Source organism: Roseobacter fucihabitans (genome assembly GCF_014337925.2).
In the GTDB taxonomy this organism is placed as follows: domain Bacteria; phylum Pseudomonadota; class Alphaproteobacteria; order Rhodobacterales; family Rhodobacteraceae; genus Roseobacter; species Roseobacter fucihabitans.
Map to the genome: position 1 here is coordinate 548,043 of NZ_CP143423.1, position 19,133 is coordinate 567,175.

Sequence of the window (19,133 nt, forward strand, 5' to 3'; positions counted from 1 at the left end):
GGTTCTGGTTTTGTCAAAAACGCTTTAGGGGGTTCCTGAGGGGGGCATATTGGGTTTTGATTTGCTGCGGTCCAGTCCCAATTGACGTTCGCGCCAAATGATCAGAATACCGCCGGCGATCACCAGGCTGGCCCCTAGTATGATGGGGCCGGTGGGTACCTCGTCAAAGGCGACATAGCCGATGATGCTGGCAAAGATCATCGAGGCATAGTCAAAAGGCGCGAGCATAGAGGCCCCGCCGAAGCGATAGGACGCCGTCACCATGATCTGTGCCACGCCCCCGACCAGACCGGCCGAGATCAGCCACATCAAGACCGAAGGTTGCGGCCAGAGCCAGACAAAGGAGGGATGATCCACGACCAACCCGATGGGCGCGGAAAGGAGCGCGAGGCAGGTGGCCGTCGCGGAGAAGTAAAAGACAATCGCCGCCGTGTGATCGGTCATGACCAGTCGACGGACGTGGATTTGCACAAGCGCGCGCAGGATCGACGCAATAAGCACCATTATGGCCCCCAGCGTGGCGGCTTGCGACATTTCATCGGCACCGACGCTCAGGCGCGGGGCCATGACGATCATCACGCCGATCAGACCCAGCGCCACCGCAGAAAGGCGTATCAGCCTGACACGTTCGCCCAGGAACATCGCGGCAAAGATCACGGCGAACATCGGTGAAGCATAGCCTATCGCGGTCACCTCGGGCAGGGGCAGCAGACCCAGCCCGGCAAAGGTCAGACCCATGGCCGTCGTGCCGAACAGCCCACGCCAGACATGGCCCATGAGGTTTGACGGGATCAGCCCCTGGCGTAATTGTCCGCGTTGCCACAGCCAAAGCAGGATAATCGGCATGGCGCAGAGAGAGCGGAAGAAAACGGCTTCACCGGGGGGCACGTCGTCGGAAACGCTTTTGATGATTGCGGCCATGACCATGAATAAAAAGACCGCGCAAAGCTTCAAAGCAATTGCGCGGCCCGGTCGATGTTGGGTGAGGTCCTGGGCCATGGGCGTTTCTTGCGCCCCTGCACGGGAAAGATCAAGCGCCGGGAAGGGGCGCTCGATCCTGTGTCAGCTTCAGTTCAATGCGGCGACGCCGAGGGGGACCGAGAACTTCAGGCACCAGATGTAGATTTCATTGTAATCGTCGATGTTTACGGAGGCGGGCACGGTATAGACTTGCTTGCCATTGAGGTTTTTGAGTTCACCAAGATCTGCCTCGGGCGCATAGCTGCCATCTTTGCCGAAGGCGACGCGGGGGTCCGGTGCGCCATCCAGCGAGAAGTTTTCGTCCAGTGTGACGGTCGCGGTGCCGTCCGCGTTTTTGACGATACTCACGTTGCCGGCCGTGATGTGGTCGCTTTTTCCGATGAAGCTGCCGGAGGGTTCGGCGGCGGCCCCGAAGGTTGCAAGAACGGTGAGGCTGAGGGCGAGGACGGCATTAACGAGGAATTTCATGATGTCGGTCTTTCTGTTTGAAGCGGTTACGTATTGTGATGACCTGAATTTGTAGTTTGGAACCGATAGGTACAATACACGTTCGCGTGAGTTGTGTAACAGTCAGTTCCGAACTATATGTACCACAACACAGGAGAGGTTTATGGCACGACCCAGAGAGTTCGACCCCGAGGATGCGATCAAACGGGCGACGGGTGTATTTTGGCAAAAGGGCTATCTGGAGGCATCGCTTCCGGATCTGCTGGAGGGTATGGGACTGACGCGTGGCAGCCTCTACAAGGCCTTCAAGGACAAAAAGACCCTTTTTCTGCTGGTTCTTGCGCACTACCAGGATGAAGCGGTCGGGGCGGCTCAGGCGCGGCTGACCAATCCGCAGGTGCCTGATGGGCGGCTCAGGATCCTGAGCCTGTTTCAGGCGCTGGCCACGGCTGTGGCAGCGGGGGATGCGCGGGGGTGTCTGTTGTGCTCGGCGGCGGCGGGCTATGAAATGTCCGATCCGGAAATTGCGGCAGCCGTGGAGCAGGGTATGGAGGGCATCCGCGCCGGGTTGGAGGCGGCGCTGCGGGACTCACTGACACATGCGGACCAATCCAAGGAGGCACAGCGCGCCCTGGCAAACATGCTCCTGACGCAATATATCGGTCTGTGCGTTCTGGCCCGGTCGCGCATGTCGCTGGGCGTGATCGAGCAATGCACGGGCCATGTTGCGCAGTTATTGGGCCTGGAGCGCGCGTAACCGGCGTCTTTTAACCGATCTGGCCTTTGTTTTCCCCGACCTGACCCCGGTGCAACAGCAGGTGATCCAGCAGAACACAGGCCATCATCGCCTCCCCGACCGGCACCGCACGAATGCCCACGCAGGGGTCATGGCGTCCTTTGGTGATGATCTCGGTGTCTTCGCCGCTCCTGGTGATCGTCCGGCGTGTGGTCAGGATGCTGGAGGTCGGCTTCACGGCAAAGCGTACGACGATGTCCTGGCCCGTGCTGATCCCGCCCAGGATCCCGCCCGCATGGTTGGAAGAGTAAACCGGCCCCTCCGGACCCATGCTGATCTCATCGGCGTTCAATTCACCGGTCAGCATCGCCGCCGACATGCCCTCGCCAATCTCCACGCCCTTGACCGCATTGATGCTCATCATCCCCGCTGCGAGGTCCGTGTCGAGCTTGCCATAGACCGGCGCGCCCAAACCCGCGGGTACGCCGCGCGCGACCACTTCGATGATCGCGCCAACCGAACTGCCCGATTTGCGCAACCCATCAAGGTATTGCGCCCACTCCTGCGCCGCCGCGGCATCCGGCACCCAAAACGGGTTCTGATCGATTTGGTTCCAATCAAACCGATCCCGGTTGATCTGATGCGGGCCCATCTGTGTCATGTACCCCTTGATCGCAACGCCTGGAACCAGCGCTGCAAGTGCGGCGCGCGCAAGACCGCCCGCTGCAACACGCGCTGCCGTTTCGCGCGCGCTTGAGCGACCACCGCCGCGATAATCGCGGATACCGTATTTCTGATAATAGGTGATATCCGCATGACCGGGACGGAATTTATCCTTGATATCCCCATAATCCTTGGAACGTTGGTCGGTGTTCTCGATCATCAACTGCACCGGCGTGCCCGTCGTGACCCCCTCGAATGTGCCCGATAGGATCCGCACCTCATCCGCCTCGCGTCGCTGTGTGGTGTATTTATTCTGACCGGGTTTGCGCTTGTCCATCCAGGTCTGGATCATCGCTTCGTCAATCGCCACGCCGGGCGGGCAGCCGTCAACGGTCGCCCCCAGGGCGGGTCCATGGCTTTCCCCCCATGTCGTGACGCGGAAAAGATGGCCAAAGCTGTTCATCGACATTGCACAAACTCCCTTGCTTGCGGTGCTTAGCCGGGCAGGCGGGTCGCCTCAAGAGCTTATCGCTTGCCAATCACCCGGTCGCATATTAACCATCGCCCTACCTCGGGGGGCCATTCCGGCTGAGATGTGTTGCACACGGACCCGTAGAACCTGAACCGGTTAAGACCGGCGGAGGGAAGGTTGAGCTGATCATCCTCTTTCGCCGTTCGACGCATTTGAGAGGATTGATCATGCGAAGAACTCTACTTGCCACCACGCTGCTGCTGGCCACACAGGCCGGGGCTGATACGCCCGTACTCACCGTCTATGCGGGGGATTATTTCACTTCCGAATGGGGCCCCGGCCCGATGATCGAGACGGGATTTGAAGAAATCTGCGGCTGCGATCTGCAATTTGCCACCGGTGATCTGCTGCCGCGCCTGCTGCTCGAAGGAGAGCGGACCAAGGCCGATGTGGTCATCGGGCTGACCTCGGATGTGACGGCCAAAGCCCGCGAGACCGGGCTTTTCGCCCCACATGGGCAGGACAACAGCGCGCTGACACTGCCGATTGAGTGGACGGATGATACCTTCCTGCCCTTCAACTATGGGCACACCGCTTTCATCTATAACGAAACGACCATGGACGCGCCCCCGGCCAGTTTTGCCGATCTGCTGGACATGCCCGATGACGTCAAAATCGTGATCCAGGACCCGCGCACATCGATTTCCGGCCTTGCTTTGGTCCTTTGGGTGCAAGCAGTTTATGGTGAGGAGGCGGGCGACGTCTGGAGCAAACTCGCGCCCAAAATCCTGACCGTGACCAAGGATTGGTCCGCCAGCTACGGCATGTTCACGGACGGCGAGGTCGATATGGTGCTCAGCTACACCACCTCGCCCGCCTACCACATGTTCGCTGAAGAGGATTTCACCAAAAAGGCCGCGATCTTCCCCGAAGGTCACTATTTCATGGTCGAAACCGTGGGCAAAATTGCGCAGACGGACCAACCGGAACTGGCCGATGCCTTCATGGCCTATGTCCTCAGCAATGATTTCCAGCGCATGATACCCACCGCGAACTGGTCGCTGCCCTCGGCTCTGCCAGCGGATCAATGGCCCGAAGGATGGGCGCAATTGCCGCTGCCAGAAAAAGTGCTGTTTTATTCCGAAGACGAAGCAGCTGCCCTCAAGGATCAGGCGGTTGAGACATGGCGCAACGCGCTCAGCCAATAATTGGCAAAACCGGGATCATCGCAGGCGGCTTTGTGCTCGCGGTGGTCTTGTTGGCCTTCCTCGGCATTGGGTTGCGTGCGGATGTCGGGCGCGGTCTTGGCCCGGCGGAATGGGCGGCAATCCGGTTCACATTGTTGCAATCGGCCCTTTCCGCGCTGATTTCCGTGGCCTGCGCGATCCCTCTGGCGCGCGCGCTTGCCCGGCGTCGGTTCATCGGGCGCGGTGTGTTGATCACACTGCTGGGGGCGCCCTTCATCCTGCCGGTCATCGTCGCCGTGCTGGGGCTTTTGACGGTTTTCGGGCGCTCCGGATGGGCCAATGTCGCGCTGGAAGCGGTGGGTTTGCCCTCGATATCCATCTACGGGCTGCACGGTGTTGTTCTGGCGCATGTGTTTTTCAACCTGCCCTTGGCCACGCGTCTTCTCTTGCAAGGTTGGCAAAGCATCCCCGCCGAACGCTTCCGCCTTGCCGCACAGCTCGATTTGCCGCCAAAAATGATCCAGCGCACATTGGAACTCCCGTTATTGTTGCAGATCGCACCCGGCGCAACCGCGCTTATTTTCGTGATATGCCTGACCAGTTTTGCCGTGGCGCTGACGCTGGGAGGCGGTCCTCGTGCCACGACCATCGAACTGGCGATCTACCAGGCCTTTCGGTTTGATTTCGACCTGTCGCGGGCGGCTCTACTCTCCTTTATCCAATTGGGGCTGGCAGGCGGTGCAGCTCTTGTTGCGCTCTGGATTATTCCGAACATCCCCGTCAGCGCGGGGCTGGATCGCGAGTTGCGCCGGTGGGACGCGCGCGGTGGTTTCCAGCGACTACACGATAGCGCCGTCATAACGTTGGGCAGCGCATTTTTGCTCCTGCCGCTCTTCGCGATCGTGCTTGCCGGGTTGCAGGGCCTGCCGCAAATGCCAACCGGTGTCTGGAGAACAGCAGGCAATTCGCTGGGTGTCGCCCTGCTCAGCATCGCCGTTCTGCTGATCATTGCACTGCCCATGGCCGGATGGATCGCTTCGCGCCGCGCCGGGGGGGCAGAGGCCATTGGCCTGATCGGGCTGTCTGCCTCTCCGCTCATGATCGGGACGGGCTGGTTCATCCTGATCAACCCCATCGCGGACCCGGTGCCGCTTGCGTTGCCCGTGACCGCGCTGATCAACGCGCTGATGGCGCTGCCTTTTGCGCTGCGGATTCTGGTGCCACCGATGCGGGATGTGCTGAGCACCTATGACCGCATCTCCCGCTCCTTGGGGCTGGCGGGGTGGTCCGCGTGGCGTTGGCTGGTGCTGCCGCGCCTGCGGGCGCAGATCGGGTTTACCGCGGGATTGACGGGGGCGCTGTCCGTGGGCGACCTCGGCGTCATCGCGCTTTTTGCCGACCCGGATCGTGCGACCTTGCCGTTGCAAATGTATCGTTTGATGGGGGCTTACCGGACCGAAGCCGCGGCGGGGGCGGCTTTGCTGTTGTTGGCGATGGCGCTGGGGCTGTTCTGGATCTGTGACAAGGGAGGCCGCTGGCGTGCTGAGGCTTGAAGACATCATCATAACGCAAGGCGATTTCCGGTTAAGGGCGGGTTTCGATATCGCGACAGGTCGCAAAACCGCTGTGATCGGGCCTTCGGGGTCGGGCAAATCCACCTTGCTGGCGGCCATCGGTGGATTTCTGGAGCTTGGCGGGGGCCGGTTATGGTGGAACGACAGCGAAATCACCAACGCGCGTCCGGGCGCGCGTCCCATTGCCATGTTGTTTCAGGACAACAACCTGTTTCCGCATTTGAGCATTCGCAAGAACATCGGGCTGGGTATCCGCCCCGACTTGAAAGTGTCGCATGAGGATCAAACCCGCATCGACAAGGCCCTGCAACGCGTGGGCTTGCAGGATATGGGGGATCGCAAGCCGGGACAATTGTCCGGCGGTCAACAAAGCCGCGCGGCACTGGCGCGGGTTTTGGTGCAGGGTAAACCCGTGATCTTGCTGGACGAGCCCTTTGCGGCTCTGGGGCCTGCGCTGCGCCAAGAAATGCTGGATCTGGTGCAGGATTTAAGCGCGGAAACCGGCGCGACGCTGTTGATGGTCACGCATGACCCGCAGGATGTCCGCCGCATCGCGGATGACGTGATCTTTGTCGAGGGCGGGCGCGCAGCGGCACCGCAACCGGCGGCGGCATTGCTGGAAAACCCGCCCCCGGCCTTGCGGGCCTATCTGGGTTAGGCGGCCTTTGCGCGCAGCCCCGCGCGGGCCTTGAGGATGCCGAGAGCCGCCTGTGCCGCCTCGCGTCCTTTGGTGATGAAATGCGCCCGGTAGATGGCGTTATGGTGGTCGGTTTCCTGATAGTGGTGCGGGGTCAGGGAGACCGACAATACAGGTATGCCTGTATCAAGGCCGGCGCGCATCAATCCATCCACCACGCTTTGGGCCACAAAATCATGCCGGTATATGCCACCATCCACAACAAAGGCGGCGCAAACCACCGCATGATATTGTCCGCTCGCGGCCAGATCGCGTGCCATCAGCGGCATTTCAAATGCGCCCGGCACGTCGAAAACATCGACCTGTGGGGGTGGGATGGTTTGGATAAAACCCTCATAGGCGCGGTCCACGATATCGGCGTGCCACTGCGCTTTGACGAAGGCGAAACGGGTGTGTGTCATAGAAATCTCCTTTGGTGTTCAGACACGTCCACCCAAGGCGATCACGATTGCGCACGGGCCAAAACCCGCGTGCCTCCGCATTCTCTTTCATCCGGACTATGACCGTCGGCTCTGGCATCTCACCAGATCTGCTGGACCATCGGGCATCCGTCGGAAACCCCATGCGCTCGCGGGCTCGAAGGTCATTGCCCCCATACCGCCGGTGGGGAATTGCACCCCGCCCTGAGAATAGGTCCAGCTTGCCAAGGCATGCCAAAGCCTGCAAGAGGAAATGCGACATAATCCGAGGCCAAAGCGATGCATCCCAACCCGGTTTTCCACACCCAGGAAGACGCCACCAACCACGCCTATGCGCGCGATCGCGCATTTGGAGTGTTGGCGGTGAGCGGTGCGGCTGCGCCGTGGCTGTCGCATATCCCGTTTTTGCTGGATGAGGAGGGGGGGACCCTCTGGCTGCATCTTTTGCGTTCCAATCCGATTGCGCGGGCGTTGAAGGAGGGCGCGCTGCCTGCGCGGATCGCGGTGTCTGGGCCGGACAGCTATGTGTCGCCCGATTGGTACGGCGTGATCGATCAGGTGCCGACGTGGAATTATGTCGCCGTGCATGTCACCGGCACGTTGGAATTGCGCCCGCAGGAGGAATTGCACGCCCTGCTGGATCGCCAGAGCGCGTTTTTCGAAGACCGCCTGCTGCCCAAGGAGCCCTGGACCACCCCGAAAATGTCACCGGGTGTCATGGAAAAGATGATGCGCGCGATTGTGCCGTGCCGTATGGCCGTCACCGGCGTCGATGGAACCTGGAAGCTGAACCAGAACAAACCGGATGACGTCCGCCTGCGCGCGGCAGATCATGTCGAGGCCTTTGGGCAGGGCAGCGATCTTGCCGTCTTGGCGGCCCTGATGCGGGGTGCCAATAGACAGGGCAAATAGCTCTGCTAGGGTCAAACCGAATCGCAAAAGGAAAAACCGATGAAGCTTTTTCACTCTCCCGCCTCTCCCTTTGTGCGCAAGGTGGTGGTTTTACTGCATGAGCTTGAAAAAGCCGATGACGTCGAGCAGGTCGCAGTGAGCACAACCGCTTTTGCCTCCGATCCCGGTCTGGTGGCGATCAACCCTTTGGCGAAACTGCCTGCTTTGGTGCGTGACAATGGCACCACGCTTTATGACAGCCGGGTAATCACCGCTTTTCTGAACGATCTTTACGGGGGCAAGATGTATCCGACGGGCACAACGCGTTGGGAAAGCCTGACGCTGGAGGCGACCGGTGACGGGATCATGGATTGCGCGGTATCGATGGCCTATGAAACGCGGCTGCGCCCGGTAGAGAAGCAGTCCGAGCCCTGGCTGGACGCGCAATGGGCGAAAATTGAACGCGCGGTATCGGTGTTGAATGCGCGCTGGATCAGCCATCTGTCCGGACCCGTTGATATGGGTCATATTTCGGTTGCTTGTGCGTTGTCCTATGTTGATCTGCGTCATGACGCGCGCAATTGGCGCGCGGGCAATGAAACGCTGGCCAAATGGCATGCGGAATTTGATTCGCGTCCGTCGATGGGTGCGACAAAGCCGCCAGTTGGATAAAAAATTGTGGGAGTTAACTTTTTACACGTACGAAGTGCATAGAAAACAATGAGTATGGGGGTGCCTGCGACGGTTTGCGCGTGTTTGTTCACTGGACTGCACGGCGGCACGGCGCTACATACCCGAAGATGATTGGCTGCGATTTTTGCGGCCGTGACATATATTTTGCCGAAAACCGGCCCTGGAAATGGAGTAAACCCGTGTCCCACGCAGAAGACAACGAAGGCACCCGGAGGGATTTCCTTTATTACGCAACCGGCGGCGCAGGGGTCATCGTGACCGGCGCTGCCGTCTGGCCGCTGGTCAATCAAATGAACCCTTCCGCGGATGTACGCGCGCTTTCATCCATTCGGGTGGATATCAGCGAGGTTCTGCCCGGAACGCAATTGACAGTGAAATGGTTGGGCAAACCAGTCTTCATCCGTCGCCGCACCGAAGAGGAGATTTCGGCAGCACGTGAGGTTGAACTGAGCGATCTGCCCGATCAGAACGCTGAGAATGCCAATATCGCCGCAGATGCTGATGCATCCGACGAGAATCGCGCGTTGGATGATACTGGCGAATGGTTGGTCATGATGGGTGTTTGTACGCATCTGGGCTGCGTGCCTTTGGGTGATGCTGGCGATTTTGGTGGCTGGTTTTGCCCCTGCCACGGGTCGCATTATGACACGTCCGGGCGTATCCGCAGAGGCCCTGCGCCTCGCAACTTGCCTGTACCAACAGCAGAATTCGTGGACGAGTCCACGATCAAACTCGGTTAAGGGAGAAACCTGATGGCTGGAATTCCTCACGACCATTACGAACCGAAATCGAACGGCGAAAAGTGGCTTCACAGACGCCTGCCGGTCGTCGGTCTGATGTATGACACATTGATGATCCCGACACCCAAAAATCTCAATTGGATGTGGATTTGGGGGATCGTGCTGACATTTGTACTGATCTTACAAATCGTCACCGGCATTGTACTCGCAATGCACTACACACCACATGTCGATCACGCTTTCGCTTCCGTCGAGCATATCATGCGTAACGTGAATGGCGGCTATATGCTGCGCTACATTCACCAAAACGGCGCGTCACTGTTCTTCGTTGCGGTTTATGCGCATATCTTTCGAGGGCTCTATTACGGCTCCTATAAGGCACCGCGTGAGATCACTTGGATCATCGGGATGCTTATTTACCTCATGATGATGGGGACTGCCTTCATGGGGTACGTCTTGCCTTGGGGGCAGATGTCCTTCTGGGGAGCCACCGTGATCACGGGTCTGTTCGGCGCGATTCCATTCATCGGAGACACTCTTTTGACCTGGCTGCAGGGCGGCCCAGCGGTCGACAACGCGACGTTGAACCGGTTCTTCTCGCTGCATTATCTGCTGCCATTCGTTATCCTGGCCCTTGCGGTCGTGCACATATGGGCATTCCACACGACTGGGAACAACAACCCTACTGGCGTTGAAGTGCGCCGCACGTCGAAGGAAGAAGCAAACAAAGATACCTTGCCCTTCTGGCCCTATTTCGTGATCAAAGACCTGTTCGCGCTGGCGGTCATCCTTGCCGTGTTCTTTGCAATTGTCGGGTTTATGCCAAACTACCTCGGACACCCGGATAACTACGTCGAAGCAAACGCGCTTGTGACACCGTCGCACATCGTGCCTGAGTGGTACTTCTTACCATTTTACGCCATTTTGCGCGCTTTCACGGATGAGGTCTGGGTGGTGCAAATTGCGTCATTTGTGACCGGTGGCATTATCGATGCGAAGTTCTTCGGTGTTCTTGCGATGTTTGGTGCAATCGTCGTAATGGCGCTGGCGCCATGGCTGGACACATCGTCGGTGCGTTCGGGGCGTTATCGCCCGATGTTCAAATGGTGGTTTGCCCTTCTGGTCGTCGATTTCTTCGTATTGATGTGGGTCGGAGCGCGCCCAGCGGAGGAACCCTACAATACGATCTCGTTGATCGCGTCGACCTATTGGTTTGCGTACTTCTTGGTGGTCCTACCGCTTCTCGGCGTTATCGAAAAACCGATAGCTGCGCCGGAAACCATCGAAGATGATTTCACGTCTCTTCATCCAAAATCTACCAACGCCACACCTGCTGAATAAAGGATAAGAGTCATGTTCAGAACACTTACACTTAGTGCTGTGGCGGCTTTCGGGCTGGCCACGGCGGGTCTGGCAGCGGGTTCCTATGACACGCACATCGAGGATTTCGACTTCTCCTTCGAAGGCCCATTTGGCAAATACGACCAGAACCAACTGCAACGCGGCCTGCAGGTCTATACTGAGATCTGCTCAGCCTGCCACGGCTTGAAGTTCGTGCCGATTCGCTCCCTGTCCGAAGAGGGCGGGCCTTCGATGCCGGAAGATCAGATCCGGGCATATGCGGAGAACTTTGAAGTTTTTGACCGGGAGTTAGATGACTTTCGTCCTGCGCGACCAGCTGATAATTTTCCCGAATCGGGTCTGGAAAACGCACCTGACCTGAGTCTGATGGCAAAGGCCCGCGCTGGATTTCACGGCCCCTATGGTCTGGGTATCAATCAATTCTTCAAGGGTATTGGTGGGCCGGAGTATATTGCGTCGCTTCTGACTGGTTATACTGGCGAAGAAAAGGAAGAAGCCGGTGTGACGCTTTACGCGAACACAGCTTTTCCCGGAGGTTGGATTTCAATGGCACCGCCGCTCTATGGTGAAGATGTCGACTATGCAGACGGACACGAGAACGACCTGCATCATATCTCCGAAGATGTTTCCGCTTTCCTGATGTGGACTGCCGAACCAAAGATGATGGCGCGTAAACAAGCTGGTTTTGTCGGGGTTGTGTTTCTTACTCTGTTGTCCGTTTTGCTTTATCTCACGAACAAGCGGCTCTGGGCACCGGTCAAGGGAAAAGACGCCGTTTAAGCGGCTCATCCACCACAGTAAAAAGGCCCCCCTGCATAAGCATGGGGGCCTTTCTGTCTGTACCTTCAGTCACAAAGGCTAATAGCAGACCCTGGGGAGGATAAAATTAGGGAGGTTCAGAGAAACACGGTTAATTCGTCGCTAAAAGCGCCTTTCATCGTGAAGTTGTTCCTACCCCGGCATTAAAAATTTTCTTTACCAGATCGTAGGCCTTGTAAAATCAAGACCGTCACTCACCACCGGTCACCAGTAATGGGTTAACATTAGGTTAATAAAGAATCGCTGTATGTGACCTGGATCACACAAAGAGAAGATCGTGCAGGAAACTCTGGTCCCACCGGTGATCGCAGGGAGGCTTCTGCAACGTAACAGCGGAATTGTAATCTGAGGGTGAGGACGCTTTTCATCTGCCTTGCCTCAAAACCGGTTATTCGTGTCATTGACCAGGGATTGGGCTGCGCGAAATTCACGCTCAGCCTTCAAAAGCCACGCGATGATCGCTTTGACTTTCGAACCGCTGGAGCTTGGTTTCGGAGTGTCGGTCTGGGGGTGGCTTTCTCTTGCCATGTCGTTGCGCTTTCTGTGGTGTCCCGGAAAATGCCGGAGATGTCAGGATCGGACGATTTGTCCTTGAATGTTCCCAACATTGCGCAAAATATTACCGGCGTCTGTGACACGGTTCACATGATACCATCAAATCTGATGTAAATCCGCCATGACCTGTAAAGCGTCCCGGTCGATGACCCGGACCCCACCGCGCGTCGCTTCGATAACCCCTGCACGTTTCCAAAGCGCCAGTGTTTTCGATACAGCCTCTCGGGTTGCGCCCACGAACTCGGCAAGTTCTGCCTGAGACAATGTCAACGTGGATAGTTGCTTTGATCCATCTATCGTCAAATACAGAATTTTTCGGGCCAACCGCGCGGGCATTGGTAAAAACACCTGTTCGTTTAACTGGCTGCTCATCCAACGCATGCGTTCACCGGCCAATTGGATCATGTCGATTCCCACATCCGGTGCGGCGCGAATGGCGCGTAACATATCCGCGTTCCTGACTCCTCGAAGCCGCGTGGGTTCCAAAGCGGTCACCGTTGCGGTTCGGGTTCCAGGATCAAAAAGAGCGATTTCACCAAAAAGAGCGCCAGGACGCATAACATCCAGTGAAAGTTTGCGCCCCTCACGTGAAAGCACGCTGAATTCAAGTGAGCCAGTGATGATAGCATAAAGGGTATCCCCATCCTCGCCTTGTTCAAAGAGGGTCTCCCCAGAAGTGAGTTTGACCTCGGTTGCCACGGATGCCATGAGGTCGGACAGTTCTTTTGAGGCATGCGCCAAAAAACCGGTTTTGGGCAGTGTTACGGTGTCCATCATCACTTCTTTCTGTTCTGACCCTATGTCGCATCAATGGCCTGCACCGTCGCTGCGATTTTGGGGGCAAGCTTGCTCGTCATAGCACAGGTGCCAAGCTGGCGTGTCCCGTCACAGAAAGCAACGACGCGTTAACGTTTTTTTCTATCAATGACCTGAGCCCAGAAACATCCCTCACTTTGACATAGAGTTTCCGCATTTTTGCTGTGCCAGCCCAGGTATCCCCGGTCGGGATTAGGGTTTCCGCACTTTGACCGCACAGGCAGACGGGATGCGTCTGGTGATTTCATCAGTGCTGTCGGGACGGCGCGTTCTTCGTTGGAGTCTCAACCATTGCCCGGCAGTCGCTGCCTGTAGCGATGAAAGGGACCGAGCCTCCAACTTTTCGGCAGTATTTTCAGGCCCATGAAGCAATGAGCGCTCAGACATCCAGCGGGACCAAAAAGCTCTCGCTTCAGAACAACCGGGCACATTTCCTTAACCAGTTCCAAGTCCGCAATGATCTTCTCCAGCCGCGATCTCTCATCTTCCAACTCACGCAACCGCTTCATGTCTGTTGGCAACGTGCCTGCGTACCTCTCAGAGCGTTAAAATGGAGCGTTTCCCTGTACAAACCCCGCTCAGATGGCGTTTTTTCGCTGGCGCATTCCTGGGTGATCCGCCCACCCCTTGATGTGCTGCTGCGAGGTGATCTGAAGCAGGCTATTTTGCCGTTCTTTTTTGAACGGGAGATGGCCGAGTGAAGAGATTGCCAATGCGGAAGATACGAGAGGCGTTGCGCCTGTCACATGGAGGTTTGTCGACGCGGGTGATTGCATCGAGCTTGGGCGTCGGGCGCACGACCCTGCGCGAGTATTTGAGTCGCGCGCGAGACGTGGGTTTGAGCTGGCCGTTGTCGAGTGAGCTCACTGACGCCGAGCTGGAACAGTTGTTGTTTCCACCGCGTCCAGTGGGCAGTTCTGACCTGATCCCATTGCCGGGTTGGGCTTACGTGCACGCGGAGTTGCGACGTAAGGGCGTGACGCTTTTACTGCTGTGGGAAGAGTACCGAGAAGTTCGCCCCGAGGGCTACGGTTACAGCCGATATTGTGAGCTCTACACCCGATGGGAGGGCAAACTGTCGCCAGTGATGCGGCAGCGTCATCCAGCGGGCGAGCGATTGTTCGTGGATTATGCAGGCCACACCGTTGATGTCGTTGACCCGCAGACAGGTGAAGTGCGGACGGCTCAGATCTTTGTCGCGACCTTTGGTGCCAACCGCCGTGCTTTGTTCGAGACGTTGGACAAACCCGCGCTGAAACCGCTGCCTCGTGAGCCATATGTTTACGCCGAATGGAAGAAGTGCCGCGCCGGTCTTGATTACCACGTCGATATCGAGCGGCATTATTGCTCGGTGCCCCATCAGCTCCTGCGCCAAGAGCTCTGGGCATGCATCACAGCCCGCATCGTCGAGATTTATCATAAAGGTCAGCGTGTTGCAGCGCATCAGCGGATATCAGGCAACTGCAAACATTCCACGATCCGCGACCACATGCCTGCCAATCATCGGTATCAGACCGACTGGACGCCGGAACGCATCCGCACACAGGCCGCGCGTATCGGACCCAATGTTGAGACTTTTGTGGAGATGGTCATGCGCAAGCGCCGTCATCCCGAACAAGGCTACAGGACATGTATGGGCGTTCTACGACTGGCCAAAACATTTGGGGCTGCCCGCCTTGATGCAGCCCGCGATCACACATCCCGACATCCGTCACACCACAGGTGTGCCACTCCATGATTATAGCCCGCCTTTGGCGGGACGGGCAGGTTACTTTCATTGAAGAGGAAAATTTATGCTTGATCACCCAACACTCGACCAACTCAAAACGCTCAGGCTCGACGGTATGGCGGAAGCCTTTGCCGAGATGCTAACACAGGACAGCAGTGCCGACCTGACCCACGCCGACCTTACGGCAGATTTGCTATGCAAATCGCCTATCGGGTAATAAATGGCTGGGCTTGCTGATCGACCGCGAAGCCACCAGCCGCGAGACCAAACGATTTGAAAGCCGGATGCGCACCGCGCATCTGCGCCATGTCGGGGCTGCCCCCGAAGACGTGGATTACAAGACCCGGCGGGGCCTCGATAAATCGCTGTTTCAAAATTTGCTGACTGGCAAGTGGATCAGGGACAAGCGTAACTTGATGATCACTGGCCCTTGCGGCGTTGGCAAAACCTGGCTGGCCTGCGCACTTGCACAAGCAGCCTGTCGCGAGGGTGTCACCGTGCTCTACAAACGCACGACTCGCCTGTTCGATGAGTTGGAACTGGCCCATGGTGACGGTCGGTTCCCGCGCATCTTTAAGGCGCTGACGAAGACCCAGCTGCTGATCCTTGATGGCTGGGGGCCAGACCGACTGGACGCCAACCAGCGGCGTGATCTCATGGAGATTGTCGAGGACAGATACGGAAATGGATCAACACTGATCACCAGCCAGTTGCCGCTTTCAACCTGGCACGAGGTTATCGGCGAACCTACCTTCGCAGACGCTATCCTCGACCGGCTCGTACACAATGCCTATCGCCTCGAACTCGACGGGCAATCCTTCCGAAAGCAAGATGCTCAAGCAGGTGACGCCACAACCAAAAACTGATACCTAAAACCAAATGCCTCAAGGCAACGCGTCAAAGCTGGGCGGATACGTCGGAATACGTAGGGGACGCCCAATCAGGGATCAGTACGCCAATAAAGCGTTCTTTGTGTGAGCATTGATGTCGGTCAGAATAATATCACCTTCTTGTCGGGGTCGATCAAAGTGCACTTCGCAGAATTGCTCTGTTCGACCCATTATCGGGCTTTCCATTAAAACGCGGTGGCTGCGTCCAATTTGTCGCTCAAGATGGCGCAAAACCTGGCCCGCTCCTGCTTCTCTCAATTGCCGCGCACGGTCCTTGATATTTCTACCATCAACAGGGGGCATTCGCGCAGCAGGCGTGCCGGGGCGCGCGGAATAGGGGAACACATGCAACCAGGTCAGGTCACATTCTGCCACCAGATCCAGCGAGTTCCGGAACATCGCATCGGTTTCGGTCGGAAAACCCGCAATGATATCCGCCCCAAACGTCATTTCGGGGCGCAACTTGCGGGCGTGCTGGGCAAATGAAATGGCATCGTCCCGCAGATGGCGGCGTTTCATCCGCTTGAGGATCATGTCATCGCCATGCTGAAGGGAAAGATGAAGATGCGGCATCAAACGGGGCTCCGTGGCGATCGCCAGCATCAGGTTATCGTCAACCTCGATACTGTCGATGGAACTGATGCGCAGCCTCGCCAGATCCGGGACCAACTTTAGGATACGCATGACCAGATCACCCAGTTTCGGCGTGGCGGGCAGATCGGCCCCCCAGCTTGTGAGATCCACCCCCGTCAGCACGACCTCGTTATAGCCCTTGTCCACAAGCCGCTTGATCTGATCCACGACAACGCCTGCGGGGACCGAGCGTGAATTTCCACGCCCAAAGGGGATGATGCAAAACGTGCATCGGTGATCACACCCATTCTGGACCTGCACATAGGCGCGGCTACGGGTTCCAAAACCATCGATCAGGTGACCCGCCGTTTCGGTCACGGACATGATGTCATCGACCTGCACAGTTTCCGTTTCACCGATGAAATCCGCAGCGAGCCCTTGCCAGACGCTGCCCTGCATCTTTTCAACATTGCCGATCACGGCATCAACTTCGCTCATACCGGCAAAGGTTTCAGGTTCAGTCTGCGCGGCACAGCCCGTCACGATCAAACGCGCATCGGGATGTGCCCGGCGCAGTTTCCGGATGTCTTGTCGGGCTTTGCGCACCGCCTCGCGCGTGACCGCACAGGTATTGACGATCACGGCGTTTTCGAGTCCGGCCTGCTCTGCCAACTCTTTCATGGCTTCGGTTTCATAGGCGTTCAACCGACACCCCATGGTGGAAAAGATGGGCGCGCTCATGCCAGCGCCGCCAAATATGCCGCGCTCAGCGTACCGTCGAAAACATGCGTCGTAGGACCGGTCATCCACACCCCGTCCTCGCGCCAATCCACATGCAATGTACCGCCGTCCAGATCAACCCTCACGGCGCGTCCTGTCAGGCCCCGGCGTGCGGCCGCAACGGCCGTGGCGCAGCTTGACGATCCGGATGCCAAGGTCGTTCCTACACCGCGCTCCCACACACGCATACGGATATGATCCTGGCCGATGATCTGCGCGATTTGCACGTTTGTGCGCTCAGGGTAGAACGGGTGATTTTCATGCCGCGCACCAAATATTTCCAGATCGATGGCCATCACGTCATCCATGAAGAAGGTGCAATGCGGATTGCCCATACCGGTTGCGACCGGGCGACCTTCCATCGGGAGATCGGTTGTATCCATGTCCTGACTGAGAGGGATGTCGCGCCAATCCAGTTGAGGATGACCCATGTTGACTGCCGTCAAACCCTCGCCCGCGTCTCGGGCCTCCAGAACACCACGTTCGGTAGACAGGGACAATGCGCTTTGACCGGTTTCCTGCATGATCTGGCGCGCAATACAGCGTGTCGCATTCCCGCAAGTCCCTGACAGCGAACCATCCGCATTATAGAACGTCAGATGCGGCATGTCCGACCCTTGCGTGATGAGCGCGAGTTGATCAAAGCCGACCCCGCGGTGTCGGTCCCCCAGCGCCTGCGCGAGTGCCGGGGTGACAGTGATTTCGCGCACCCGTGCATCCAGAACAACGAAGTCATTGCCCAGCCCATGCATCTTGGAAAAAGTTAAGTTATCGGTCGATTTACCATTCATTTTGGCGATATAAGCCCATGCGGCAAAACTATCCAGTGGGTCCAGGCAAAAAGGGCCAATAGGGGCTTGACCCTGCTGCGCCACCTTTCTAAGTAACGCGCTTAGTGGGCCTGTAGCTCAGTTGGTAGAGCAACTGACTTTTAATCAGTAGGTCTCCGGTTCGAACCCGGACGGGCTCACCACTTTCTTTTCATGTGACTAATAACGATAGTTGACCACTTTTCGTAGGATTCTGGTCACTTTTGTCGTAAAACTCGGTCACTCGCAGCTAAGACAGGTAATTCACCCTATATCGGTAAGTGATCCAGGTAGACCTGCAAAGTTTAGTTGACCCAAATTTGAACACCACACAATGAAGTCGATCCCTAATTTACAGTTGGTGGATCCTACTGCTACACAAGATGCAGACAAAGCGAGGAAATCGCGCATAGTCTCGCGGATCGTTACGGACTGGCGAGGACGACAGCTCGCAAAATGATGCGAGCAATAGGTGGCGGTACCCATGCAGACGGGCGTTTGATCATGAAAGCCGGAACTATCATTCCTCAAATGGAGCGGTTTTCAAGTTCGCTGCCCCCATCGGAAGCAGCTATCAAGTTAGGCATTCCTGCAGAAATGCTGATGCAGCTGGTCAAAGCGAGACTTACTGCGATCTGCCCACACATAACTGGAACGATCATGCGTTTCGACCCACAGGCGATTGTTTGCTTCAAGCAGCAGCTCTTTCGTGACAGTGAGGGAACTGACTGTTTGAATGATGAATGGGTGTCTTTGAAGCGCGCAGGCCAAGTTTTTGGCTATAGTCTTGATCACGTGTGCGCGCTGATACTCGACGGCGAACTCAACCAACTTAGACACCGCCCAAATGCATTATCACTCTACGATCTACATCTAAATAAAAAGGAAGTCCTTGGGCGGATGTCAGATGCAGCGGCTATTGGGTGCTCAAAGGCTGATCTTAAGCAGATTCTTGGAATAAATGACCCGACCGTCGCCCAAATTGTCCGTAAGGGTATGATCGCGAGTTTTGGAGTAAAAAACCCCTTGAACCATAGAAAAATGATCCGTTTCACTTCAGAAGCTATCGATAGTTTTTTGCGAGAGTACCTGCCTCTGGGTCTTTTTGCCCGCAATGCCGGGATGCAACCGCGAGCTGCGATGCTGTACATCGAAAAACTGGAGTTGCATGCTCTGGATTGGCCACGAAAATTTAGCAGAGTATACCGACGTACTGGCTTACCTTCTGAGATTGCAAAAATGCAGATAGAATGGAGCCTCCCAACAGGCTAAACCTATGCCTCCAAACAATTTTCATGGA

19 protein-coding genes, 1 tRNA gene, 1 pseudogene and 2 riboswitches are annotated in these 19,133 nt (G+C 57.1%); of the genes and pseudogenes, 14 read left to right on the forward strand and 7 right to left on the reverse strand.

All coding sequences use genetic code 11. The annotated features are described in order from the left end of the window. Positions 1 to 24: 24 nt before the first annotated feature. Together ROLI_RS02700 and ROLI_RS02705 are read right to left on the reverse strand one after the other, a co-directional pair. The gene (locus ROLI_RS02700) at positions 25 to 999 is read right to left on the reverse strand and encodes a DMT family transporter (RefSeq protein WP_187429139.1); all 975 of its coding nucleotides are present in this window, start codon (positions 997 to 999) and stop codon (positions 25 to 27) included. Positions 1,000 to 1,068: 69 nt separating this feature from the next. Beyond that, a complete protein-coding gene (locus ROLI_RS02705) occupies positions 1,069 to 1,449 on the reverse strand; it encodes a DM13 domain-containing protein (RefSeq protein ID WP_187429140.1) in 381 nt (126 codons plus the stop codon). A gap of 142 nt (positions 1,450 to 1,591) precedes the next feature. Between ROLI_RS02705 and ROLI_RS02710 the strand changes: the two genes are divergently transcribed. Further along, positions 1,592 to 2,185, forward strand: coding sequence for a TetR/AcrR family transcriptional regulator (locus ROLI_RS02710; RefSeq protein ID WP_187429141.1), 594 nt, complete (start codon positions 1,592 to 1,594; stop codon positions 2,183 to 2,185). Positions 2,186 to 2,195: 10 nt separating this feature from the next. Here the strand turns inward: ROLI_RS02710 and aroC are convergent, their stop codons facing one another. Further along, the gene (aroC, locus tag ROLI_RS02715) at positions 2,196 to 3,296 is read right to left on the reverse strand and encodes a chorismate synthase (RefSeq protein ID WP_187429142.1); all 1,101 of its coding nucleotides are present in this window, start codon (positions 3,294 to 3,296) and stop codon (positions 2,196 to 2,198) included. A gap of 93 nt (positions 3,297 to 3,389) precedes the next feature. Beyond that, positions 3,390 to 3,490: riboswitch (TPP riboswitch) on the forward strand. 36 nt (positions 3,491 to 3,526) lie between these two features. Here aroC and ROLI_RS02720 point away from each other — a divergent pair. Genes ROLI_RS02720 through ROLI_RS02730 form a run of 3 tightly spaced genes read left to right on the forward strand, consistent with a single transcriptional unit; the run spans position 3,527 to position 6,718 of the window. After that, positions 3,527 to 4,507 carry a thiamine ABC transporter substrate binding subunit gene (locus ROLI_RS02720; RefSeq protein ID WP_187429143.1) on the forward strand — a complete coding sequence of 327 codons (981 nt, stop codon included), beginning with the start codon at positions 3,527 to 3,529 and terminating at the stop codon, positions 4,505 to 4,507. Next, the gene (locus ROLI_RS02725; protein ID WP_187429144.1) at positions 4,483 to 6,039 is read left to right on the forward strand and encodes a thiamine/thiamine pyrophosphate ABC transporter permease ThiP; all 1,557 of its coding nucleotides are present in this window, start codon (positions 4,483 to 4,485) and stop codon (positions 6,037 to 6,039) included. Before ROLI_RS02720 ends, ROLI_RS02725 begins: the two co-directional genes overlap by 25 nt. Further along, positions 6,026 to 6,718, forward strand: a complete 693-nt coding sequence (locus tag ROLI_RS02730; protein WP_187429145.1) for an ATP-binding cassette domain-containing protein — start codon at positions 6,026 to 6,028, stop codon at positions 6,716 to 6,718. The genes ROLI_RS02725 and ROLI_RS02730 overlap by 14 nt, the downstream gene beginning before the upstream one ends. On the opposite strand, the gene ROLI_RS02735 is transcribed toward ROLI_RS02730, so the two are convergent. Further along, positions 6,715 to 7,158 carry a 6,7-dimethyl-8-ribityllumazine synthase gene (locus ROLI_RS02735; RefSeq protein WP_187429146.1) on the reverse strand — a complete coding sequence of 148 codons (444 nt, stop codon included), beginning with the start codon at positions 7,156 to 7,158 and terminating at the stop codon, positions 6,715 to 6,717. The two genes, ROLI_RS02730 and ROLI_RS02735, sit on opposite strands and share 4 nt — an antisense overlap. A 75-nt stretch (positions 7,159 to 7,233) precedes the next feature. After that, a riboswitch (FMN riboswitch) is annotated at positions 7,234 to 7,392 on the reverse strand. A 63-nt stretch (positions 7,393 to 7,455) separates the two neighbouring features. On the opposite strand from ROLI_RS02735, the gene ROLI_RS02740 reads away from it, so the two are divergent. The 5 genes from ROLI_RS02740 to ROLI_RS02760 all read left to right on the forward strand — a co-directional run bounded on the left by ROLI_RS02740 (position 7,456) and on the right by ROLI_RS02760 (position 11,642). After that, positions 7,456 to 8,088, forward strand: a complete 633-nt coding sequence (locus tag ROLI_RS02740; protein ID WP_187429147.1) for an FMN-binding negative transcriptional regulator — start codon at positions 7,456 to 7,458, stop codon at positions 8,086 to 8,088. Between the two features lie 39 nt (positions 8,089 to 8,127). Continuing rightward, on the forward strand, positions 8,128 to 8,739 hold the full coding sequence (locus ROLI_RS02745; RefSeq protein WP_187429148.1) for a glutathione S-transferase: 612 nt from the start codon (positions 8,128 to 8,130) through the stop codon (positions 8,737 to 8,739). 200 nt (positions 8,740 to 8,939) lie between these two features. After that, positions 8,940 to 9,500 (forward strand): ubiquinol-cytochrome c reductase iron-sulfur subunit, encoded by a 561-nt coding sequence (gene petA / locus ROLI_RS02750; RefSeq protein WP_187429149.1) that lies wholly within the window; start codon positions 8,940 to 8,942, stop codon positions 9,498 to 9,500. Positions 9,501 to 9,512: 12 nt separating this feature from the next. Next, positions 9,513 to 10,841: a cytochrome b N-terminal domain-containing protein gene (locus ROLI_RS02755; protein ID WP_187429150.1), complete on the forward strand. Its 1,329-nt coding sequence runs from the start codon at positions 9,513 to 9,515 to the stop codon at positions 10,839 to 10,841. Between the two features lie 12 nt (positions 10,842 to 10,853). Then, positions 10,854 to 11,642, forward strand: a complete 789-nt coding sequence (locus tag ROLI_RS02760; protein ID WP_187429151.1) for a cytochrome c1 — start codon at positions 10,854 to 10,856, stop codon at positions 11,640 to 11,642. 693 nt (positions 11,643 to 12,335) lie between these two features. On the opposite strand, the gene ROLI_RS02765 is transcribed toward ROLI_RS02760, so the two are convergent. Further along, positions 12,336 to 13,010, reverse strand: coding sequence for a Crp/Fnr family transcriptional regulator (locus tag ROLI_RS02765; protein WP_187429169.1), 675 nt, complete (start codon positions 13,008 to 13,010; stop codon positions 12,336 to 12,338). A 413-nt stretch (positions 13,011 to 13,423) separates the two neighbouring features. Here ROLI_RS02765 and ROLI_RS23930 point away from each other — a divergent pair, with 413 nt between their 5' ends. From ROLI_RS23930 to istB, 3 genes and pseudogenes are all read left to right on the forward strand, one after another. Continuing rightward, entirely contained in the window at positions 13,424 to 13,753 is a 330-nt protein-coding gene (locus tag ROLI_RS23930) for a hypothetical protein (protein WP_222869420.1), read from the forward strand. A gap of 11 nt (positions 13,754 to 13,764) precedes the next feature. Next, the gene (locus tag ROLI_RS02775) at positions 13,765 to 14,790 is read left to right on the forward strand and encodes a transposase (protein ID WP_187429153.1); all 1,026 of its coding nucleotides are present in this window, start codon (positions 13,765 to 13,767) and stop codon (positions 14,788 to 14,790) included. Between the two features lie 55 nt (positions 14,791 to 14,845). Next, positions 14,846 to 15,647: pseudogene (istB, locus tag ROLI_RS02785) on the forward strand (IS21-like element helper ATPase IstB). Between the two features lie 81 nt (positions 15,648 to 15,728). Here istB and mtaB read toward each other — a convergent pair. Beyond that, positions 15,729 to 16,985, reverse strand: a complete 1,257-nt coding sequence (gene mtaB, locus ROLI_RS02790) for a tRNA (N(6)-L-threonylcarbamoyladenosine(37)-C(2))-methylthiotransferase MtaB (protein ID WP_187429154.1) — start codon at positions 16,983 to 16,985, stop codon at positions 15,729 to 15,731. Further along, entirely contained in the window at positions 16,982 to 17,815 is an 834-nt protein-coding gene (gene dapF, locus ROLI_RS02795; protein ID WP_187429155.1) for a diaminopimelate epimerase, read from the reverse strand. The genes mtaB and dapF overlap by 4 nt, the downstream gene beginning before the upstream one ends. Before the next feature lie 106 nt (positions 17,816 to 17,921). On the opposite strand from dapF, the gene ROLI_RS02800 reads away from it, so the two are divergent. Next, positions 17,922 to 17,997: transfer RNA gene (locus ROLI_RS02800), tRNA-Lys, on the forward strand. A 340-nt stretch (positions 17,998 to 18,337) separates the two neighbouring features. Continuing rightward, on the forward strand, positions 18,338 to 19,105 hold the full coding sequence (locus tag ROLI_RS02805) for a hypothetical protein (RefSeq protein WP_222869422.1): 768 nt from the start codon (positions 18,338 to 18,340) through the stop codon (positions 19,103 to 19,105). Positions 19,106 to 19,133 lie beyond the last annotated feature (28 nt).